This window comes from Solwaraspora sp. WMMA2059 (genome assembly GCF_027497315.1).
Lineage (GTDB): Bacteria > Actinomycetota > Actinomycetes > Mycobacteriales > Micromonosporaceae > Micromonospora_E.
On record NZ_CP114908.1, the window covers coordinates 5,292,118 to 5,312,070 of the forward strand.

Genomic DNA, 19,953 nt, shown 5'->3' on the forward strand with positions numbered 1-19,953 from the left:
GGGCTACCTTGGTTATCCGCAGAGATGGGCTCCACCTTCAGACCTACTCTGAGAGATCCACGAGTCCATGCTCGGCGAGGAACCCGGCTTCCTTGTGGCCCTCCTCGTCGCCTCGTCGGCAAGGATGATCGGCCAGCCCACCCTGGGAGGAGGTGCGAACCGCATGTCGACCTAGCTAGCATCAGGCTCTGTCTGTACGGTGCGAGCTTCGGGACGGTAGTGTCTTGATCTACACCCGTAAGGGCTACTGTGACAGGGGGATGCGTGCGAACCGTCGTGGACCTCTTCTCCGGATGCGGCGGCGGAACGATGGGCTTCCACCGTGCAGGTTTCCGTACCGTCGGAGCCGTCGAGATTGACTCTGACGCAGCTGCGGCTTTCACGATGAACACAGGCGTTGCGCCCATCATCAAGGATATTCGGGACGTGCGCGGAGAAGATCTTCTGGCGCCTACCGGACTCCGTCGCGGCGAGTTGACGCTACTTTTTGGGTGCCCGCCGTGCCAAAGCTTCAGCGTACTGCGTCGCGCCGCAAAGCCATTGGACTACGACGAGCAGCGGAGGGAGCTAATATACGAGTACCTTCGGCTTGTCGACGAGATTCACCCGCGGCATATTGCCTTTGAGAACGTTCCTGGCCTCGTTGAAGGGCGCTGGCGTCCGTACTACGATGCTTTCGAGCAGATTCTCGCTCGCTTGGGATACAAGATCAAACAGAGCATTGTTGACGCTGCGGAGTTCGGCGTACCCCAGAGGCGGCGTCGGGTTCTAGTGATCGGTAGCAGGGTGACCGAGCCAGAACTTCCACAGCCGACGCATTGGCACACAAAGAGTAGGGATCGCTCCAGCTACGACGGACGCAGCAAATTCGTCTCTGTACGCGACGCGATTGGTCATCTGCCACGCCTCGAGCCTGGCGAACAGGATCCGCTTGACGAGTTTCACAAGGCGCGCCGCCATAGCGCAAAGGCGCTAGAGCGCCTGAGTCATATACCCGAAGGCGGCGGACGATCTGATCTTCCAGATCATCTTGTCCTTGACTGCCATAGAGGCCACAATGGCCACCATGACATTTACGGTCGGATGCGTTGGGATGAAGTCGCACCGACCCTGACATCCGGCTGCACCAACATCACCCGAGGTCGATTTGCACACCCGGAGCAAAATCGGGCAATAACGCTACGCGAGGCGATGCTTCTACAGACCTTCGATGAAACTGCACGCCTATATGGAGGCATCGAGAAAGGGTCCCTGCAGGTAGGTAACGCAGTACCTAGTCTGCTCGCACAGCGGATCGGGCTAACAATCAGTGAAATGGATAGTCGAGGCACATTGGAAGGGACCGACCAATAGACGAGTCTACCCAGGCCTAATCTGCACAGTCAGATCAAATATCGAGATCTCCCGAGATGAGCACTCCAGGTTCATTATTTCTGTTGCGCATCAGTGGCAGCGAGACGATAGCACTATCCCCAAGTGACGGAAACGCACCATAGTAAGACAGTAGCATGTAAACATTCAGGTGGTGCGCGAAGAGTGACGGTCAGCGCGGGTTGAGTGACGGGGTTCGACCGGCTCGACGCCGTTCTGTCCGTTGTGGTTTGATCTTGGCGTGTCGGTGTCGGAGGATCTGTCTCGTGAAGAGTTGATCTCGCTGGCACGGACGCAGGACGCTCGGATTGCTGAGCAGGACGCGCAGATCGCGGAGTTGACGGCGGCGTACGAGGCGCTCGCGGTGCGGCTGGCGCGGGTCGAGCATCTGTTGTCGCGGAACTCGTCGAACTCGTCGTCTCCGCCGTCGAAGGATGATGATCCGGGGCGTACGCCACCTGCGGCGAGGAAGAAGCGGGACACCCCGGCGGGTACGCGGGGTAGGCAGCGGGGTGCGCCGGGGTCGAACCTGGCCTGGTCGGATGCTCCTGATCAGCGGCGGGACCGGTTCCCCGAGGGTAGTTGCGGGTGCGGCGCGGAGTTGGTGGACGCGCGGGATCTGGGTGTGGTGGACCGGTATCAGCAGGTCGAGGTTCCGTTGATGACCGCGACGCTGACCCAGTACGACCAGCATGCGGTGCGGTGTGGGTGCGGGAAGCTGCACACCGCGGCCCGGCCGGAAGGCGCGGGGGCCGGTCCGGTGGGGTACGGCCCGAACCTGCAGGCGTGGGCGGTCTATCTGATGGTCGTGCATTTCATCCCGGTGCAGCGGTGTGTACAGATGCTTCGGTCGCTGACCGGTGCGACACCGTCGCCGGGGTTCGTGCACGGCGTGCTGACCCGGGTCGCGGCGCTGACCAGCGAGGTCGACAAACGGATCCGCATGTTGATCACCCTGGCGTACGCGGTGTGCTGTGACGAGACGCCGCTGCGGGTCGGGCCAAAGAAACCGAGGCCGGGCCGGAAGAAGGCCGAGAAGTACCTGCTCGTGGCGTGTACCGAGTTGTGGACTCACTACCAGGTCGGTGACCGGGACCTGGCCACGTTCACGGCGTTCGTGGTCAAGGACCTGACCGGCTCGGTGGTCGTGCACGACCGGTACCGGAACTACGACTCGGCCGAGTTGGGCACGCTGGTCCACCAACTGTGTTGCGCTCACCTGTTACGTGATCTTGACGGTGCGGCCGAGGTGTACCCCGACGCGGTCTGGCCGAAGCAGATCTCCGACGCGCTGCGCGCGCTGATCCACGAGACGAACACGGCCCGTGAGCAGAACCGGCCGGGCATCGACCCCACAGTGAAGGCCGAGTTGCTGTACCGGCTGCACCACGGCGTGCTGGTCGGACTGTCCGACACCAGCACCATCGGCAACCGGCCGGGTGAGCGTAAAGCCCGCCTGCTGTTGGAAGTCTTCCGGGACCGACGTGCCGACGTGCTGCGCTTCGTTGACGACCTGTTGGTGCCGCCGACGTCGAACCAGGCCGAACGGGACCTGCGACCGGCGAAGATCCAGCAGAAGATCTCCGGGCGGCTCACCAGCGAGCAACGCACCAAGGATCGGTACAAGATCCTCGGCTACGTCTCCAGCGCGGCGAAGAACGGCCTCGACAAAATGGCCGTCCTGCGCGACGCCATCCTCGGACGACCCTGGATGCCGAACCTACCCGCACCCACCTGACCCCCACCCCACCCAGGTCAACATCAGCCGGCGGCCACCAACCAACCGGCCATCACGCTATGCCACCACGCGGAATCCCAGCGCGCACCACCTGAATGTTTGCAGTAGCATAAGTTCAATCTGTCGACCCGTGGTGAGCAAGGGAGTTCCGCAAGCCTTCAACCACTGTAATGGCCTCTTCCTCCTCGACGTCCGCCTGCCAATGAATTCGCCAAGCGGATCCGACGGCGAGAACGACATCGATCGCCCGCACAGCTAGCTCTCGGACTCCTGAATCGAGCTGGATATCGTTCCGCTCGGCCAAAAAATGGGGACTGTACGCCGACGCGGAGACCGGCTTGCCGGTGAGCGCCTGGAGGACCACGGCCGCAGCGGCGATAGCGCGAGCCGCGTCCTCCGCAGTACCGACGCCTGCAGGCGATGCCATCTTCGCGAGCGCCTCGCGGGTCAGCTCGGCACGCTGATCAGGATCGGCTTCCTCCAGGGCGGCGCACCACTCCACCGCCTCGTCGTTGTCGAACGGACCGAACTGCCAGGTCGCCATCGTTTCTCCCTCGAACGCATGTAGACCCAACCACATGTCGGTGGGTGGCCAAGCAGAGGTGTCCCCGCACGCGCCTGCCTTGGTCCAACCGACCCCTCCGGCGAGCCGGACTTCCAAGATCTACAACTCCGCGGTATAGTTTTGCTATGTCTGATCTGGCAGAAGAGCCAACCGTGGACCGCACGTCGGTGGAGCTCTTCGCTGGCGGCGGCGGTCTGGCCATGGCCGTCCACGGAGCGGGCTTCCGCCCCCTACTGGTCAACGAGATGGTCCGGTACGCCTGTGACACGTTGAAGCTCAACGCCGCCACGACGCGCGGTGAGGTCGAGTGGCTCCCGACGCGCCAGGACCAGTGGCCGCTGGTCGAGGGTGACGTACGCGAGGTCGACTTCAGCTACCTGTGGGATCGCGTCGACCTCCTCGCGGGAGGTCCTCCCTGCCAGCCCTTCAGCCTGGGCGGCGTCGCCAAGGGCGACGAGGACAAACGCAACATGTTCCCGGAGATGTTCCGCGCGATCCGGGAGATCCAGCCCAAGGCCGTGATCTGCGAGAACGTGCGGGGCCTGCTCCGTCCGTCGTTCCGTCCCTACTTCGACTACATCGAACGAGAGCTACAGCTCCCCTTCGAGGAGCGCGATGAGGCGGCGTCCTGGCAGGAGCACGACGAGATCCTCCGTCGCAGGCTCGGCGAGACGCCATCCGACCCGAAGCAGCGCTACCAGGTCCGGACCTTTCCGGTGAACGCCGCCGATTACGGAGTGCCACAGATTCGCAACAGGATCATCCTGGTGGCCTTCAGGACTGATCTCGGGGTCGACCTTGACCGCTTCGAGCAGTCAGTCAGGCCGACGCACTCGGAGTCGGCCCTGGCGCGGACGATGCTGGATGGGACCTACTGGGATCGGCATCCAAGAGTGCCCAGCCATGTCCGCCGGCGCGTAATGTCGCGGCTGTCCGGCGCGATCACCATCGCTGACGGCACTCTCCCCTGGCGCACGCTACGCGACGCGATCGCTGGCACCGATGGCCAGCCGCCCCTACCTCCGGTGCCATGGAATCGACTCGACCGACAGGAGTATCTGCTTGGTGGGGTCACCGACCACATCGGCTGGCCCGGTGCGCGGATCTACGCCGGCCACACTCCGAACGAGCTCGACCGGCCGGCGAAGACTGTCAAGGCCGGCGTGCACGGTGTGCCAGGCGGGGAGTCCGTCATGCTCACGGACGATCTCGACCCCTCGGCGGATGCCTACCGACACCGATACATGACCGTACGGGAGACAGCTCGGGTGATGACGTTCCCCGACGACTGGAAGCTCGCCGGGCCTCGCGGTGAGCAGATGCGGCAGCTCGGCAACGCCGTCCCCGTGGTTCTCGGCGAGTTCTTCGCCCGCAAGATCGCCGAAGCGCTTGACGAGGCCGACCAGCAGCCATGACCGAGGATCTCCAACAGTCTGATCATCGTTGGGCCGACAAGCTCCCGAGCGCACGTGCGTGGAAGGGCCGAAAAGGTCGGAGTCGGCAGTCGGTCGTCGCCGAGCAGGACCGCGCCGCTGGCGGACACGACCGGCGATGGGTGGATCTTGGCGACGGGCGCTGGGCCCGCGCGTCGGTGGAGCTCAAGCTGCTGCCCAAATCCAGGCGCATCCGTGCGTATCTCCGTTGGTCTGACCGCGGCAAGTCTCCCGCCCGCTACCTGGGCGAGGTCAGTCACGCCACCAGGGCGGAAAACCTCGCCGAGGGTTGGCGACTCGCCTGGTCGCGTGAGCTGCTGGCGGTGAAGGAGACTGCGAGCGACACTTCCTGGGCGTCCAGCCCCGCTGTCCGGGCAAGCATGCAGGCCAACAAGGGGCGCGACACCCGTCCGGAACTCAAGGTTCGCTCGCTCCTTCACAAGGCCGGACTGCGGTACCGGGTCAACTTCCGGCCTATTCCAGCTGTCCGCCGCACTGCCGACATCGCGTTTCCACGGGTCCGGGTCGCGGTATTTGTCGACGGATGCTTCTGGCACGGCTGTCCTGATCATCACCGGGCATCGCAGACAAACGCCCAGTTCTGGCGGGACAAGATTGAGGGCAACCGGGTACGCGATCGAAAGACTGACCGAGTCCTGGCCGAGGCTGGCTGGACGGTGATTCGCATCTGGGAGCACGAGGATCTGGCGGCGGCAGCCGAGCGGGTAGTGGAGGTGACTCGCCAGCTGGCCACGACGCGCCAGTCAGCCTGACGCTACGGGCCCTGGTCGAGATCGCCAGGTTCAGCCGGGTCATCCTCGGCAGGTCCGGCAGCGAAGTTCTTTGGACCGTTCGTGTACTGCGCCGAACCATCGGCGCTACGACGCCACCATCCCAGTCCGCTTTCGTAACGGCGCTCCTCGCGGTACAGGATGAGGTAGCCCGGAAGCGCCGTGAGCTGCCAGCCCTCCGGCAGAGCGGCGACCAGCCTGGCGGCCCAAGCGCGCACCGTCAGCTCCTCGTCGCCCAAGCGGACGTTGCTTGCCCGGTAGGCGGCCTTCGCGGCAGCGCCGCTATCCCAGCGGATCCGGAAGGGGAAATCAGTTCTCGCCTGCTCAAGCAGCTCATCAACGGACTTGACGCCTTCAGCGCATAGGATGCTGAAGTCCAAGTCGATCGGGTACAGGGCGTCGAAGTGTCCGCTCCTGACCTTGCTGCCGTCCCGGTTCCGCCCAGGATCGTTGTTGCCGAAGCCGTTCGTATTCCAGGGGATGCTGTCGTGCGTCCGATAGTTCTTGATCAGGAGCTTTTCGGGCGCGGCGGCGTCGAGGTCCTCGTCGACGTAGACACACACGAAACGGATGTCAGCCGGGTCAAGCCCGGCGCGGCCGGTCACTTTCCGCTGGTGCTGGTTCAGTCGCTCTTGCAACGACTTGGCGGCCTTGCCGACATACACCCGTCTGCCCTGATGGAACAGGCAGTACACGCCGGGACGGGACTGGACTCGCTCCAGGTGGTCTTTGTCAAGCGTGGCGGGGGTGAGCGGCCGCAGGGTGGCTTCCAGTTGGTCAGCCAACGCCTTGGTGATGCTGAGCCGGAATTCTGCCGTCCACGTTGGCACCTGCGCCACCTCCGATGACTGAACGAGGTTGGATTCTGACATAGCGTCGACCGAGCCACGTTTGAGGGTCCACAGACGATGGGGACAGGCGACCCCATGGCCGGTTGTGGCTCAGCGGTGCTCAGCAGCCAGGATGCCGAACAATCTCACTGCTCCGGTTCGGGGTCCTCGGCAGGCCGTAGCGACACGTGCTTGCGCGGACCTTCGTCGCCATCGGCCGGGCCGCGAACGTAGACACCACGTCCAGGCTGCCCATAGACGAGACTCTGTGCCTTGAGCTGGATCATCACGAAGCGGATGACGGTCTCGCTCACCTCGTAGTTCGCCATCAGCTGCCGGGTCGACGGCAGGCGGTCACCCGGCTTGAGCACCCCGGCACGGATCTGTTCCGCTATGTCGTCGGCGATTTGCTGGTAGAGCGGCGTAGCCATCGGCACTCCCTCGGTCGGCAAGTCCAAGAAACCACACACCGGGGAGAACATGCGTTACGGGGTACTGAATCGTTACTGGGTAACGCAGGCTGGCATCGCACTCACATGCAGCCCTTGTCGGACGCCTCCGCCCATCGCCTGGGTCGATGAGGCTTGGGTGACATCGATCAAAGAAACTAGCGTTACGGGGTAGCGCCAGCGTACCCGGTAACGTAGGTTCTAGGCGGAACTACTCGGTCGGCGCTGAGTGGATCCACCCGGTCGGGGCGGTCAGCGGGTTATGCCGTTGGGCGTCCCGGCCCCCGAAGGTTTGCCCTGGTCGCCGTACTGCCAAGGAGGGCTGCGGCGATCGGGGTGGGGGTGGCCCCGCCGGGATCGGCAAGCGGCAGGGCCACCCCAGTCCAGGCACACCCACGACACCGCCAGACCCGAACACCAGCAGTCAAGGAATTGGGGAGGAACACGTGATGCGAGAGCTCTGGCGACGCTGGCGGCTGCGCCGGCAACGCCGCACCATGGCCGGCGCGCCACCACGCGACTGGCCCAACGGCAGCGGTGTCTACCGCGTACCCGCTGATGGTCGCAGCCGCAACCAGCGGCCCGCCGCGTACCGGCCGATCCGGCCCTGGCAGATCCGCAGCCACCGCTTCCCGACCGTCACCCGCAAGGCGCACGGACCCGGCCTGGACCCCGGCGAAGTCGCCGCCTTCCTCGAACGGGTCGCCCACGACCTCGGCGTCGTCTACGCCGAGCTCGACCGCACCTACGAGCAGAACGACCGGATCAAGGACGCGCTCCGCCGCTGGCAGACCAGCCAGGCCCGCGCCGCGCAGGCCACCGTCAACCTGCCCGCCTGGACCGGCGCCGGCACCCCCACCGCCAGGTACGCGGGGCAGTCGTGACCCACGACCCGACCCCGCACCACACCGTCACCGTCGTCAGCTGCCCCCGCTGCGACGGCAGCCCCGCCGCAGCGTGCCCGCGCTGCGGCGGGGCGGGCAAACGCCGCGCCCAGTTCGTGCTCACCGTCGCCAACATCGACACCGCCACCGTCGCGTCGGCGAACGTCGTACCCGGCGCGGTCACCCCGACCCGCACCGACGACGGCCGCTTCTGGTGCCTCGACCTGGCACCCGTCGTCGACGACCTCGCCACCCAGGTTGGCGCCGCCCACGTCTACGACCCCGAACTGCCCGGCGAACCGATCTTCGCCCCGTGGGCGGAGCTGCCCGCCGGCTGGCAGCCCGACCTGCCCGACCACCAACGGCACGCCCTCGAAGCCGGGCCGATCGCCGGCGAAGGCTACGAACCATGGCGAATCTGGTACGGCCGCACCGCCGCCCCACCACCGCCCGACCCGGCCCGCCGCCTCGGCGAACTCTGCGAAACCGCCGAACTGCTCTGCCTCGACCTGGTCGTCGAAGCCCGCCGCGACTCGTTCGCCCCCGACAGCGACCGCTTCCGCTGGGACGTCCGCTTCGAACTGCCCGGCAGCCCGGTCCCCGCCGGCACCGGCCGCTACGGCAGCTTCGCCGAGGCCGCCACCCGGGTCAGTGTCGCCCGCGCCTGCTACGAGCTGGTCGACCGCAGCCAGCACGCCCCCGCCCACTACGTGACCCCGCGCCCGGCCAGCGGCATCAGCCTCGGCCCGCCACCGGTCGACGTCGACCAGCTCGAACGCCGCATCGTCGCCGACTGCACCGCGCTGCTCACCGGCGAACCGACCCCCGGCGCGCACGCCATCTGGCGCGACGGCCGCTGGTGGCACACCACCCTGCGCACCACCAGCACCAACACCAGCCCCGACACCGATACCGCCGTCCGGCTGGTCCGCTCCTGGCAGCCACCCCCACCATCGTGGCAGGGACCGCCGATCCCGCACCGGCGCTGCCCCGACTGCGCCCACCTACCCCACTGGGAAGACTGCGACTGCGAACGGATCGGCGGCTGCCGCACCTGCGGCGGCGCCCACCGCATCTATCAAGGTGCGACCGTCACCATCGCCGCCGGCCGCCGCCGGGTCCGGCACCTCAACTGGCCACCCCTCGGCGGTACGCCGCCAGCCGCACCGCCGTGGATCGGCTACCACCCGGGCGGCAAAGCCATCCACCAGCTCCCGCCGGAGTACCAGCTCACCCACCACCTCACCGAGCTCGGCCTCGACCCGACCGAGCTGGCCACCCTCGACGGCCTGACCATGCACCTGCGCGACCACGAGCTGCTGCACGGCTACGCCACCGTGCACCGGCCCGGCAGCGACCCGGTCACGGCGTACCTCGAAAATGTCACCAACGGGCACCCCGGCGGCCGGATCCTGCTGCGCGCCACCCCGCCGAAGGTGCCGCCCCTGGCCACAGTGGTCAAACTGGCGTACGCCCTCGGTCTGGCCCTGGTCGTCTCCGTCGCCGACCACCGCCGCAACGACGGCATCCCGTACCAGGTGCAGGGCCTGCGCTGGGGGATCCGCTTCGCCCCACCCGACACCACCCGCCACCTCGGCCGCTGGGATCCCGGGGCACACCAGCCCAGCCTGCCGAAAGCGATCGCGCAAGCCCTGGAGTTCCTCCGCAACGCCAGCGACATCACCGTGCCCACCGACCCGACGACCCCGGTCCCCGCACCGACCAACCTCGACGACCACGCGGGTGAGCCCGGCGGCGCAGGCGATGCCCGGCCCGACAACGGCACGCCCGACCCGGTGCCGGCGCTCACCGTACTCGCCACCCACCACCCCGGCACCGCCGTCACCGTCCTGCTCACCCCACGGCGATGCGAAGTCCATCTGCCCGACGGCCCGCACCACACGAAGCTGATCGCCACCGCCGCCACCCTCGACGGAGCGGTCACCGCGGTGACTGCCGACATCTGACTGAACGCCGCCGGTTCGGCGCCCGGCGATAGTTGGCACCGGGACGATTGATCCCCCATCTCGGGAGGAGGGCGGGTCAACGCCTACATAAGGCGGAACCCGCCCTCATCCCATTGCGGTGAATGTCACTTATTAAGGCGGCGGGGCCGCCGCCGTAGCCGGCTCGGCCGGTACGAGGCGATACCCTTCGGAAGGCGAGGGTCGTAGGCGGGCACGAGCCGCGGAGCATCTTCCGGCTCGGGAGCACGACGCGCCCGACGAGCGAGTCTCGCGACGAAGTCGCCAAGCCCACGAAGCACGTAGGCTAGATAGGCGGTCGACCGTGCCATACGCCTCCTTCGGACGATCCGACTCAGTCGCAGTTGATGCGTAGGTAGTTGAGCGACTGTACGGACTGGCTGTACGCGCCGAACTGAGCATAGCCCGTGGTGACCACTCGGAAGTCGTGTGTTCCGGTGCCAGCGCACTCGTAGTAGTCCCACAGCTCCTGCCACGGGTCGTACTCCCAGTTTCCCGACGCGGAGGACTTGGTCTCCCATCCGTACCACCGGCTTCGCTGAATTTTCACATCGACCTTGGGGGGCGTGTACCCGCTGCCGGAGCAGGACTGCCACCCGTTGCCCGAGAGGTAGGTGCCGTTGTGGTCGATGTCCGATGCGTAGACGGTGCAGATCCAGTCGGCCAGCGTGTCGACCCCACCGGAGCCGCTGGTGTTCGTCGATGTGTGTGGGACTGGCGCTTCCCTGGTCGGGAGATCGTTGTCCCATGCGGGAACGTGCGTGGCGACTGAGGCGTGGGTGGGCGCGTCAGCGCCGCCACTGGGCGCGGCTACTGCCACGGTGGGCGTCAGACCGAGAGCGATGAAAGCCGCAGCTAACGCACCGGCTAGAAATCCCCTTGTCCTCATTTCTCTCCTTCCGGACAGGGCGGCTATCGGGGAAGGACGGAAGGGCGACTGTGGCGGTTCCTCGCCGCAGTCGCTCCATGATCGTCGCCTTCCGAACTTGAATGACTTCGGAGAGTTGCGATCGATCGATGTCTGAGAGAATTTGACGACGTTGGTTGTGGCAACCCCGTTGCGAAGATGCTCCACAGGTGAGCTTGTTCACTGCGTTGTACGTCGCGGGCGCGATGACCACCGAGTCCCCCGGTGGCAAGGTCCGCCGGCCGTCGCCGTCCATGGGCCTGGTAGGCGCCGCGTACGGGGTTGCCGGTCAGCTCGGTGACGGCGGAGAAGTCGATGACGTCGAGTGGGTCAGGCGCTTCGCACTCTACGCTCGATGTCGCTAATGCCGCCGTCGATACGCGTTGCGGGGGTGGGTGGCGGTGACAGCGGCGACGTCGAGCAGCTTGCGCGGCGGGGGCAGCTGCAACTTGGCCTCGCCCTGGGGCATGCCCGCGCCGGCCGCGCGGGACAGGCCTGGCGGTATTGGGACTCGGCGGACGCCGCCGCCCGCCGACTTGGTCCCGGCTACGTACATCCGTGGTTGATGTTCGGGTCCGTGGTTGTCGATGCGTTCGGGGTGACCCTTGGCATCGATCTGGTGCGTCCGGGTGATGCGGTGCGGCGGGCGACGACGGTCGACTACTCGGCGCTTCCGTCCCGGACCCGGCGGGCCGGTGGCCTGATTGACGCCGCGCGGGCTCACCTGATGCGACGGGACGAGGTGGCAGTGGTCCACCTGCTCGGGCGGGCGCTGCGCGAGTCGGTGGAGACCGTCCGGCATCAGCCGTACGCCCGAGGCATGGCGATGGAGCTTGCCGGGCGTACCGGGGTGGTAGGCGAAGACGCCCGGGAACTGGCATTGGCGATGGGTATCGACTGGTAGCTGTACCCAGGTACAGATTGTCTCCCTCCGATCTGTGACCGCTCGTAGCGTTCTGGATACGGCCTGCTGGAGCAGCGACTGCTTCCGTGTCGGGTCGGCCGGCTGGGCGGCGGCGCGGGGTTGACGTGGAGAGCCACCTCGGACGGCCGGCGACGCGCACGGATCGGTACGCCGTGGCCCTGCCCATCGGGGCGGGTGAGGCCGGCATCACCGATCCGGCCGAGTTGTACGAGCGGTTCGTGTCCTGGGCCTGGTCGGCGGCGGGTGACCGGCGGTGAGTGTGGCGGTCGGGCGGCGGGTGGCGCAGTGGCGGGTGCGGCGGCGGATGACCCAGCAGGTGTTCGCCGACCGGATCGGCCGGTCGAAAAGCTGGGTGGACAAGGTCGAGCGCGGGGTCCGAACCCTTGACCGCTTCTCGCTGATCAAGCAGGTCGCCGAGGTGCTGCGGGTCGACCCGGCGGAACTGCTCGGCGACAACGGCCGGCCGCAGCCCGGCAACGCGACGGCCGGCGTCGACGCGGTCCGGGCGGCGCTGGCCTGCTACGACGTGTTCACCACTTCACCTGCCGGTGCGTCGCCGACGCCGCCGGGGGAGGTGACGCGGCGGGTCGAAGATGCGTGGTCGACGTACCGCCACGGCGACTATCCCCGGTTGCTGCGGACGGTGCCGGAGCTGCTGGACGCCGCTCGGCGGTCGCACACCACCCGACCAGAGGAGGGGTGCTGGCGGCGTCGGCGGTGGTGCCGCTGGGGCAGGCACTGCGCGGGTGGCCCGGTGCGGGCCGCAGGTCGCCGGCGTCGCCCGGCTGGCGACGGCGCTCGGGCTGACGACGTATCCGCCACGAGCGGGCTAGGCGGGAACGACGTGCCTGAGCCTCACCTTGATGTGTCCGGGTACCAGGCGGCGGCTTTCATGTCGACGCCGTCGCCGCGCAACGGGCAACCCTCGGCGCGCAGCAAAGCCCTGGCCCGGGCTTCGTGCCCCGGCGGCAGCCGGCCGGCCGAGGAAACCACCCTGTGCCAGGGGACGGCGGAGCCGTACCGCGCCATGATGTTCCCGACCAGGCGGGCAGAACAACGCCCGGAAAGCTCAGAGAGCGCATCAGCGACCGCCCCGTACGACATGACCTTCCCAGGCGGGATGCGTTCGACGAGCGCCAGCACTTCCTCCACGTACTCCTGCGGGGTCACGCGCGCCACGATATGAGATCTCGCGCCAGGCGTCGCCGGGCAGGGAAGCAGAATGGGGATCGTGCGTGCCGCAGTTACCCAGGCGAAGCGGGTCGTCGTCAAGATTGGCTCCTCCTCCCTCACGACAGCGGAGGGCGGCCTCGACGGCGACCGGGTCGACGCCCTCGTCGACGTTCTCGCCTCCCTCACGAACGACGGACGGGAAGTTGTGCTCGTCTCCTCCGGGGCGATCGCGGCCGGGCTCGCGCCGCTCGGGCTGACCCGACGCCCAAATGACCTGGCCACCCAGCAGGCGGCGGCCAGCGTCGGGCAGGGGCTGCTGATCGGCCGGTACGCCGCCAGCCTGGCCCGGCACGGTCTGACGACGGGCCAGGTGCTGCTCACCGTCGACGACGTGACGAGGCGGGTGCACTATCGCAACGCGTACCGCACGCTGCGCAAACTGCTCGACCTCGGCGCGATCCCGATCGTCAACGAGAACGACACCGTCGCCACCGACGAGATCCGGTTCGGCGACAACGACCGGCTGGCCGCCCTGGTCGCCGCCCTGGTCCACGCCGACCTGCTGGTGCTGCTCTCCGACGTCGACGCGCTCTACACCGGCGACCCGGCGAAGCCGGCCAGTGAACGGATCACCGAGGTGCGCGACGCCGCCGACCTGGCCGGGGTGGCGATCGGCAAGGCCGGGCGGGCCGGGGTCGGCACCGGCGGCATGGTGACCAAGGTCGAGGCGGCCCGGATCGCCACCGGCTTCGGTATCCCGGTGGTGCTGACCGCCGCCCCGCTCGCCGCCGAAGCGCTCAACGGCGACACCGTCGGCACCCTGTTCCACCGGGTGGAGCGCCGGCCCGCTGCCCGGCTGTTCTGGCTGGCGCACGCCACCGCACCCCGTGGCCGACTGCACCTGGACCCCGGCGCGGTGCAGGCGGTGGTGGCCCGCCGCAAGTCGCTGCTGCCGGCCGGGATCACCGCCGTCGACGGCACCTTCACCGCTGGCGACCCGGTCGACCTGGTCGACGCGGCGGGTGCGCCGGTGGCCCGTGGGCTGGTCAACTACGACGCGGTGGAGTTGCCGACGCTGCTGGGCCGGTCCACCGGCGAGCTGGCCGCGGCGCTGGGGCCAGGATACGAGCGGGAGGTCGTGCACCGTGACGACCTGGTGCTCCTATGACCACACGACATTCGAGTGACCACACGACATTCGAGGAGAAGCTGACCATGAGCGTGACCGAGCAGGCCAAGCGGGCGCGGGTGGCCGCCGACGAGCTGGTCACCGCGACCCGGGCGGCCAAGGACGCCGGGTTGCTGGCGATGGCCGATGCGCTCGTCGCCCGTACCGCCGAGATCGTGGCCGCGAACGCGGCCGACCTGGACGCCGGACGGGCCAACGGCCTGTCGACGGCGATCCTGGATCGACTGGCGCTCAATGAGAAGCGCATTGAGGACATGGCGCAGGCGTTGCGGGAGATGGCCGGGCTGGCCGACCCGGTCGGCGAGGTGGTGCGCGGTTCGACGCTGCCGAACGGTCTGGAACTGCGGCAGGTGCGGGTGCCGTTCGGGGTGGTCGGCATCATCTACGAGGCGCGGCCGAACGTGACCGTCGACGCCGCCGGGATCTGCCTGAAGTCGGGCAACGCGGCGCTGCTGCGCGGCTCGTCGTCGGCGGCGCACTCCAACGCGATCCTCGTCGAGGTGCTGCGGGACGCACTGGCCGGCGTCGGACTGCCGGCCGACGCGGTGCAGCTGCTGGACGCCTCGTCGCGCGACTCGGTCAAGGAGCTGATGCGGGCGCGCGGCCTGGTCGACGTGCTGATTCCGCGCGGCGGGGCGGACCTGATCCGCACCGTGGTCGAGGAGTCGACGGTGCCGGTGATCGAGACCGGTGTCGGCAACTGCCACGTGTACGTCGACGCCGCCGCCGACCTGGACAAGGCCCTCGCCGTGGCGGTCAACTCGAAGACGCAGCGGCTGTCGACCTGCAACACCGCCGAGTCGCTGCTGGTGCACGTGGACGTGGCGGCGGCGTTCCTGCCGAAGCTGCTGAAGGAACTGCGTAACGCGAATGTGACCGTGCACGGCACCCCGGAGGTCGCGGCGTTCTCGGCCGACGTGGTGCCGGCCACCGACGACGACTTCGCCACCGAGTACCTGTCGGCGGACATCTCAGTCGCCGTCGTCGACTCACTCGACGCGGCGGTGACGCACATCAAGCGGTACGGCACCGGGCACACCGAGGCGATCGTCACCGACTCGGCGAGCGCCGCCCGTGAGTTCGTCGCCCGGGTCGACGCGGCCGCGGTGATGGTGAACGCGTCGACCCGGTTCACCGACGGCGGGCAGTTCGGCTTCGGCGCGGAGATCGGCATCTCCACGCAGAAGCTGCACGCCCGTGGGCCGATGGGGCTGCCGGAGCTGACCTCGACGAAGTACGTGGTCACCGGCGACGGCCACCTGCGCGGGTAACCCCACCCGACGGCGGGCGCGCACCGGGAGGCCGGTCAGCGGCAGGCGCGGATCGCGGCCAGGACGACGTGCACCTCGAACGGGTCGCCCGCGTCGCTGTCCCAGCCTCCGTCGCTGCGCTGGGTGGCGGCCAGCCGACGGCGGGCGTTGGTGAGCAGCCAGTCGTCGTCGGCCAGGCCGGCCCGGCGTAGCGCGGCGGCCAGCTGGGCGACGTCGCCGGGGGCCATGGTGGCGAGCCGGTCGTTGAGCACCACCTGCATCCGGGCCGACTCGTAGAACATGGTCTGCCGGTAGAGGGTGGCGGCGGCCAGCCAGCCGGCCAGCAGGTACGACGGCCAGGTGCCGTCCGGGCGCATCTGGGCAGCCAGGTAGTGGGCGGCGCGCTGTGCGGCGGCGCGGTGGCCGGGGTCGCCGGCGCCGTCGGTGTCGGCGACGCTCAGCCAGTAGCCGGCGTTGGCGGTCAGGTAGTAGGTGGCTTCCGGGTCGCCGGGCCGTGCCCAGTCGGGTGCCTCGGCGGCCAGGCTCTCGTCCTCTTCCCAGCTGCCGTCGGCCCGTTGCCGGCCGGCCAGCCAGTCGAGCGCCTTGCGGGCCGGTGGCCGGTCGAGCGCACCGAGGTCGTCCAGTTCGGCGAGCCGGAAGCAGGTGGCGTCGACCGAGGCGACGTCGCCGGCCCAGAAGGCGGGCCAGCCGCCGTCCGGCGCCTGCCCGACCTCGGCGCTGGTGAGTGCGTCGGGCTGCGGGGCGGTCCCGGTCCGCAACCAGGACAGCCGGGCCCGGTCCACGGTGTCGCCGTGCGCGACGACGAACCCGATGGCGGCATCCATATCGACCACGGACGACAGGCTACCGCCGGGTCCGGCGGTCCGCCTCGGTAACTCAGTCAAGGTCAACTAGCCGGCCGGTGACCGGTGACCGCCGGCCCGGGAGGGCGGGCGGCCACCGGACGCTGGATCAGTAGCTGGGCAGCGACGGGTCGATCTGCTTGACCCAGGAGAGCACCCCGCCCTGGACGTGCACGGCGTCGGCGAAGCCGGCGGCCTTGACCGCGGCAAGGGCCTCGGCCGACCGTACGCCGGACTTGCAGTGCAGCACGATCTGCCGGCCCTGCGGCAGCTTCGCCAGGGCCTCGCCGTTGAGGAACTCGCCCTTGGGGATCAACGTCGAGCCGGGGATCTTGACGATCTCGTACTCGGCCGGCTCCCGGACGTCGATCAGGAAGAAGTCCTTGCCGGCGTCCTGCCAGTCCTTCAGCTCGCGGGCGGTGATGGTGGAGTCGACGACCGCCTCCTCGGCCTCGGTCGACACCGCGCCGCAGAAGTCGTCGTAGTCGATCAGGCCGGTGATCGGCTCGCCGTTCGGGTCCTTGCGGATCTTGATGACCCGGTAGGTCATCTCCAGGGCGTCGTAGACCATCAGCCGACCGAGCAGCGGATCACCGATGCCGGTGATCAGCTTGATCGCCTCGGTGACCATGATCGACCCGATCGAGGCGCAGAGCACGCCGAGCACGCCGCCCTCGGCGCAGGACGGCACCATGCCGGGCGGCGGCGGCTCCGGGTAGAGGTCCCGGTAGTTCGGGCCGTGCTGGTCCCAGAAGACGCTGACCTGGCCGTCGAACCGGTAGATCGACCCCCACACGTACGGCTTGCCGAGCAGTACGCAGGCGTCGTTGACCAGGTAGCGGGTGGCGAAGTTGTCGGTGCCGTCGAGGATCAGGTCGTACTGGCCGAAGATGTCGAAGACGTTGTCGTTGTCCAGCGACACGTCGTGGATCTGGATGTTGACGTACGGGTTGATCTCCCGCACCGACGAGGCGGCCGACTCGGCCTTGGACCGGCCGATGTCCGACTGGCCGTGGATGATCTGACGCTGCAGGTTCGACTCGTCGACGGTGTCGAAGTCGACGATGCCCAGCGTCCCGACACCGGCCGCGGCCAGGTACATCAGGGCGGGTGAGCCGAGCCCGCCGGCGCCCACGCAGAGCACCTTGGCGTTCTTGAGGCGTTTCTGGCCGTCGACCCCGACATCCGGGATGATGAGGTGCCGCGAGTAGCGGCGGATCTCATCGACGGTCAGCTCGGCGGCGGGTTCGACGAGCGGGGGCAACGACACGGTGAACTCCCCGGGATCGGCAATGCTGGCTGCGCTATTGTTGCTCGCTCCGCGCCGACTCGGCCATGAGTAGCGACACCGCCCGCCATCCGGGATCCGGGAATAGCCGTTCCCCGTGCGGGTCGCCACCCGGCACCGTGGACCGGTCGCTCCCGGTCAGGTCATCGGCGGTCCGGTGTACCGCTCGCCGTCCAGGTACGGCCAGCCGTTGGCCACACAGCCCTGCATCCCGTACGTCTGCTGCTGCATCACCGGGGCGGGGCGGCCGGGTGCCGGGCAGAGTTCATGGCCCATGCCGAACTGGTGACCGACCTCGTGGTTGATCACGTAGGCGCGGTACTCGGCGAGTGTCCCGTCGTAGTGCGGTACCGCCTCCAACCAGCGCGCCAGATTGATGATCACCTGACCGGGCAGCCGGCACGACGTGTACTTCTCGGTGGTCAGCCCTCCGAGCGCGCACATCTGCTCCGAGGTGCCCGGGGTGGCCAGGTAGATGGTGAACTCGGCGGCGTCGAGCCGGGGCACCCGCTGCAGCCGGAACTGCCGGGAGGCGATCCAACTGCGTCCGTCGCCGAGCGTCGCGTCGACGATCGCCGCGAACTCGTCGGCGCGCTGGCCGGTCCCGTCCTCGACGGCGACCCGGAACCGGCGGAGTTCCCCGGCCCAGCCGAGCAGCGGGCCGGTCCCGGTGAGGTAGCCGAAGGTACCCGGCCCGGTCTGCGGGTAGCTGGCTGGCGACGGGGCCGGTGGCAGACCGGCGCCGTCCGCCGGTGCGCTGCCGGCGGGTGCCACCCCGCCGCCGGGGCCGGGCTCGCGTACCGCCGCCGCCAGCAGCCCGGTGGCGCCGGAACCGGCTCGTAGGACGTCGGTGACGATCAGCGCCGCCGCCATCGTCACCAGGATGAGTGCCCCGGCCCGGCGACGTCGGCGACGCGCCGTCCGTCGACGCTCCGTCCGGTGATCCCGCTGACGGTCCGGCCCCTGGCGGTCCGGCCCGTTGCCCGGCCGGCGGTCCGGCTCCTCGGTGACTCGTCGTCGGTCGTGCATCGTGGCCCGCCCCTCATGGCGTGCTTCGCCACCCGCGCCGGTCGGACTGGTGCACGACAGGGGGCGAACCGGCGCGAATCCCTGGCCTGACCTGCCCAGATTGTCACGGCATGTCGGTAAGGCCCGAACGACGCGCGGGGACCATCGGTTCAGGGATTCAATCCGACCGTACGCCCCGTATCCTCCGCCGATCCGCTGAGCGCCCCGGTCACAGCGGGGGACCGGCGTACCGCTCACCAGCCAGGAACGGCCACGGGTTGGCCACACATCCGTTGAGGAACAGCGTCTGCTGCATCATCACCGGGGCCGGTTCGCCCTCCCCCGGGCAGCGCTCGTGGCCGTGGCCCAGCTCGTGGCCGACCTCATGATTGATCACGTACGCCCGGTAGACGTCGAGCGGGACCTCACCGCTGACGTAGTGGTCGACCGAGAACCGCCAGCGGTCCAGGTTGATGATTGCCTGGCCCTGCGCCCGACACGAGGTGTACGGCTCGCCGTCGATCCGGATGTCCACCCAGCCGGCCTGGCACATCCGGGCGGCGGTCTGCGCCGTGGCCAGGTAGACGGTGAAGTCGTGGCCGGCCTGGTCGGGCACCCGCTGCAGGCGCAGCTGACCGCCGCCGATCCAGCTCCGTTCGTCGGAGAGCAGCTTCTCCACCGCGTCACCGAACGCCTCGACGTCCTCCTCGGCGCCGATCTCCACGGCCACCCGGTAGCGGCGCAGGGTGCCGGACCGGCCAGCGATCTTCCCCTGCTTGGTGCTGAAGTCGAACTCGCCGCTGCCGGCCGACGGTGCCGTGCCGGACAGCCGCAGCACCGGCGCGGGTGGCGCGGTGGTCGGTGGCGGGCCGGTCGTCGGGGGCGGTTCGGCGCTGGGCGTCGCCGCCGTGGTGTCGCCGGGTGGCGCGGCCACCGCGTCCCGATCGCCGCCCACTCCGACCCGGGGCAACGCGAACCCGATCGCCGCCAGCCCGAGCACGGTCACCAGCACCGCCGCCAGCACCGGCCACCGCAGCCGCCGTCGGCGGGTACGCGACGCGTCGCGCCGCTGCCGGCGGTGCGCCGACCGGCTCCGTGCCCCGGTCGGGTGGTCACGGCGGGTCGGGCGGGTACGGCGGTCGGACATCGCTGACCAGCGTGCCACAGCCGACGCCGGTCCGGGCACCCCGGACCGGCGCGTCGGTCCGGGCACCCCGTCCCGCCGACCGGGCCACTGAGCGACCAGTCAGCCCGCCGGACGGTGCCGATCAGGCCGCAGGACCGTGCCGAGCAGGCCGCGGATG

At 68.8% G+C, this 19,953-nt stretch carries 17 protein-coding genes and 2 pseudogenes; 10 read left to right on the top strand and 9 right to left on the bottom strand.

The window, feature by feature from the left end:
• Positions 1-264 precede the first annotated feature (264 nt).
• Together O7553_RS24270 and O7553_RS24275 are read left to right on the top strand one after the other, a co-directional pair.
• The gene (locus O7553_RS24270) at positions 265-1,353 is read left to right on the top strand and encodes a DNA cytosine methyltransferase (protein ID WP_281551924.1); all 1,089 of its coding nucleotides are present in this window, start codon (positions 265-267) and stop codon (positions 1,351-1,353) included.
• Between the two features lie 259 nt (positions 1,354-1,612).
• Positions 1,613-3,109: an IS66 family transposase gene (locus tag O7553_RS24275; protein WP_281550504.1), complete on the top strand. Its 1,497-nt coding sequence runs from the start codon at positions 1,613-1,615 to the stop codon at positions 3,107-3,109.
• Between the two features lie 115 nt (positions 3,110-3,224).
• On the opposite strand, the gene O7553_RS24280 is transcribed toward O7553_RS24275, so the two are convergent.
• Entirely contained in the window at positions 3,225-3,653 is a 429-nt protein-coding gene (locus tag O7553_RS24280) for a DUF4259 domain-containing protein (protein ID WP_281551925.1), read from the bottom strand.
• A 146-nt stretch (positions 3,654-3,799) separates the two neighbouring features.
• Here O7553_RS24280 and O7553_RS24285 point away from each other — a divergent pair, with 146 nt between their 5' ends.
• Complete coding sequence (locus O7553_RS24285) at positions 3,800-5,089, top strand: DNA cytosine methyltransferase (RefSeq protein ID WP_281551926.1); 1,290 nt, start codon at positions 3,800-3,802, stop codon at positions 5,087-5,089.
• A complete protein-coding gene (locus O7553_RS24290) occupies positions 5,086-5,880 on the top strand; it encodes a very short patch repair endonuclease (protein ID WP_281551927.1) in 795 nt (264 codons plus the stop codon). Before O7553_RS24285 ends, O7553_RS24290 begins: the two co-directional genes overlap by 4 nt.
• Positions 5,881-5,882: 2 nt before the next feature.
• Here the strand turns inward: O7553_RS24290 and O7553_RS24295 are convergent, their stop codons facing one another.
• Both O7553_RS24295 and O7553_RS24300 read right to left on the bottom strand, forming a co-directional pair.
• Entirely contained in the window at positions 5,883-6,728 is an 846-nt protein-coding gene (locus tag O7553_RS24295) for an Eco29kI family restriction endonuclease (protein ID WP_281551928.1), read from the bottom strand.
• 146 nt (positions 6,729-6,874) lie between these two features.
• Entirely contained in the window at positions 6,875-7,159 is a 285-nt protein-coding gene (locus tag O7553_RS24300) for a winged helix-turn-helix domain-containing protein (RefSeq protein ID WP_281551929.1), read from the bottom strand.
• Between the two features lie 467 nt (positions 7,160-7,626).
• On the opposite strand from O7553_RS24300, the gene O7553_RS24305 reads away from it, so the two are divergent.
• Both O7553_RS24305 and O7553_RS24310 read left to right on the top strand, forming a co-directional pair.
• Complete coding sequence (locus O7553_RS24305) at positions 7,627-8,061, top strand: DivIVA domain-containing protein (protein WP_281551930.1); 435 nt, start codon at positions 7,627-7,629, stop codon at positions 8,059-8,061.
• Complete coding sequence (locus O7553_RS24310; RefSeq protein ID WP_281551931.1) at positions 8,058-10,028, top strand: hypothetical protein; 1,971 nt, start codon at positions 8,058-8,060, stop codon at positions 10,026-10,028. The genes O7553_RS24305 and O7553_RS24310 overlap by 4 nt, the downstream gene beginning before the upstream one ends.
• A gap of 352 nt (positions 10,029-10,380) precedes the next feature.
• Here the strand turns inward: O7553_RS24310 and O7553_RS24315 are convergent, their stop codons facing one another.
• Positions 10,381-10,866, bottom strand: a complete 486-nt coding sequence (locus O7553_RS24315) for a hypothetical protein (protein WP_281551932.1) — start codon at positions 10,864-10,866, stop codon at positions 10,381-10,383.
• A gap of 493 nt (positions 10,867-11,359) precedes the next feature.
• Between O7553_RS24315 and O7553_RS24320 the strand changes: the two are divergent.
• Positions 11,360-11,857, top strand: a pseudogene (locus tag O7553_RS24320) (XRE family transcriptional regulator); the annotation flags it as partial.
• 298 nt (positions 11,858-12,155) lie between these two features.
• Positions 12,156-12,311, top strand: a pseudogene (locus tag O7553_RS24325) (helix-turn-helix transcriptional regulator); the annotation flags it as partial.
• Between the two features lie 422 nt (positions 12,312-12,733).
• Here the strand turns inward: O7553_RS24325 and O7553_RS24330 are convergent.
• The gene (locus O7553_RS24330; RefSeq protein WP_281555733.1) at positions 12,734-13,048 is read right to left on the bottom strand and encodes an MGMT family protein; all 315 of its coding nucleotides are present in this window, start codon (positions 13,046-13,048) and stop codon (positions 12,734-12,736) included.
• 61 nt (positions 13,049-13,109) lie between these two features.
• On the opposite strand from O7553_RS24330, the gene proB reads away from it, so the two are divergent.
• Together proB and O7553_RS24340 are read left to right on the top strand one after the other, a co-directional pair.
• Complete coding sequence (proB, locus tag O7553_RS24335) at positions 13,110-14,219, top strand: glutamate 5-kinase (RefSeq protein WP_281551933.1); 1,110 nt, start codon at positions 13,110-13,112, stop codon at positions 14,217-14,219.
• Between the two features lie 47 nt (positions 14,220-14,266).
• Positions 14,267-15,511, top strand: coding sequence for a glutamate-5-semialdehyde dehydrogenase (locus tag O7553_RS24340; RefSeq protein WP_281551934.1), 1,245 nt, complete (start codon positions 14,267-14,269; stop codon positions 15,509-15,511).
• Positions 15,512-15,546: 35 nt separating this feature from the next.
• Here the strand turns inward: O7553_RS24340 and O7553_RS24345 are convergent, their stop codons facing one another.
• From O7553_RS24345 to O7553_RS24360, 4 genes are all read right to left on the bottom strand, one after another.
• A complete protein-coding gene (locus O7553_RS24345; protein ID WP_281555734.1) occupies positions 15,547-16,335 on the bottom strand; it encodes a prenyltransferase/squalene oxidase repeat-containing protein in 789 nt (262 codons plus the stop codon).
• A gap of 127 nt (positions 16,336-16,462) precedes the next feature.
• The gene (gene moeZ, locus O7553_RS24350) at positions 16,463-17,623 is read right to left on the bottom strand and encodes an adenylyltransferase/sulfurtransferase MoeZ (protein ID WP_123606213.1); all 1,161 of its coding nucleotides are present in this window, start codon (positions 17,621-17,623) and stop codon (positions 16,463-16,465) included.
• Positions 17,624-17,779: 156 nt separating this feature from the next.
• Positions 17,780-18,670 carry a DUF3152 domain-containing protein gene (locus O7553_RS24355; protein ID WP_281551935.1) on the bottom strand — a complete coding sequence of 297 codons (891 nt, stop codon included), beginning with the start codon at positions 18,668-18,670 and terminating at the stop codon, positions 17,780-17,782.
• 208 nt (positions 18,671-18,878) lie between these two features.
• A complete protein-coding gene (locus O7553_RS24360; protein WP_281551936.1) occupies positions 18,879-19,796 on the bottom strand; it encodes a DUF3152 domain-containing protein in 918 nt (305 codons plus the stop codon).
• Positions 19,797-19,953: the final 157 nt, after the last annotated feature.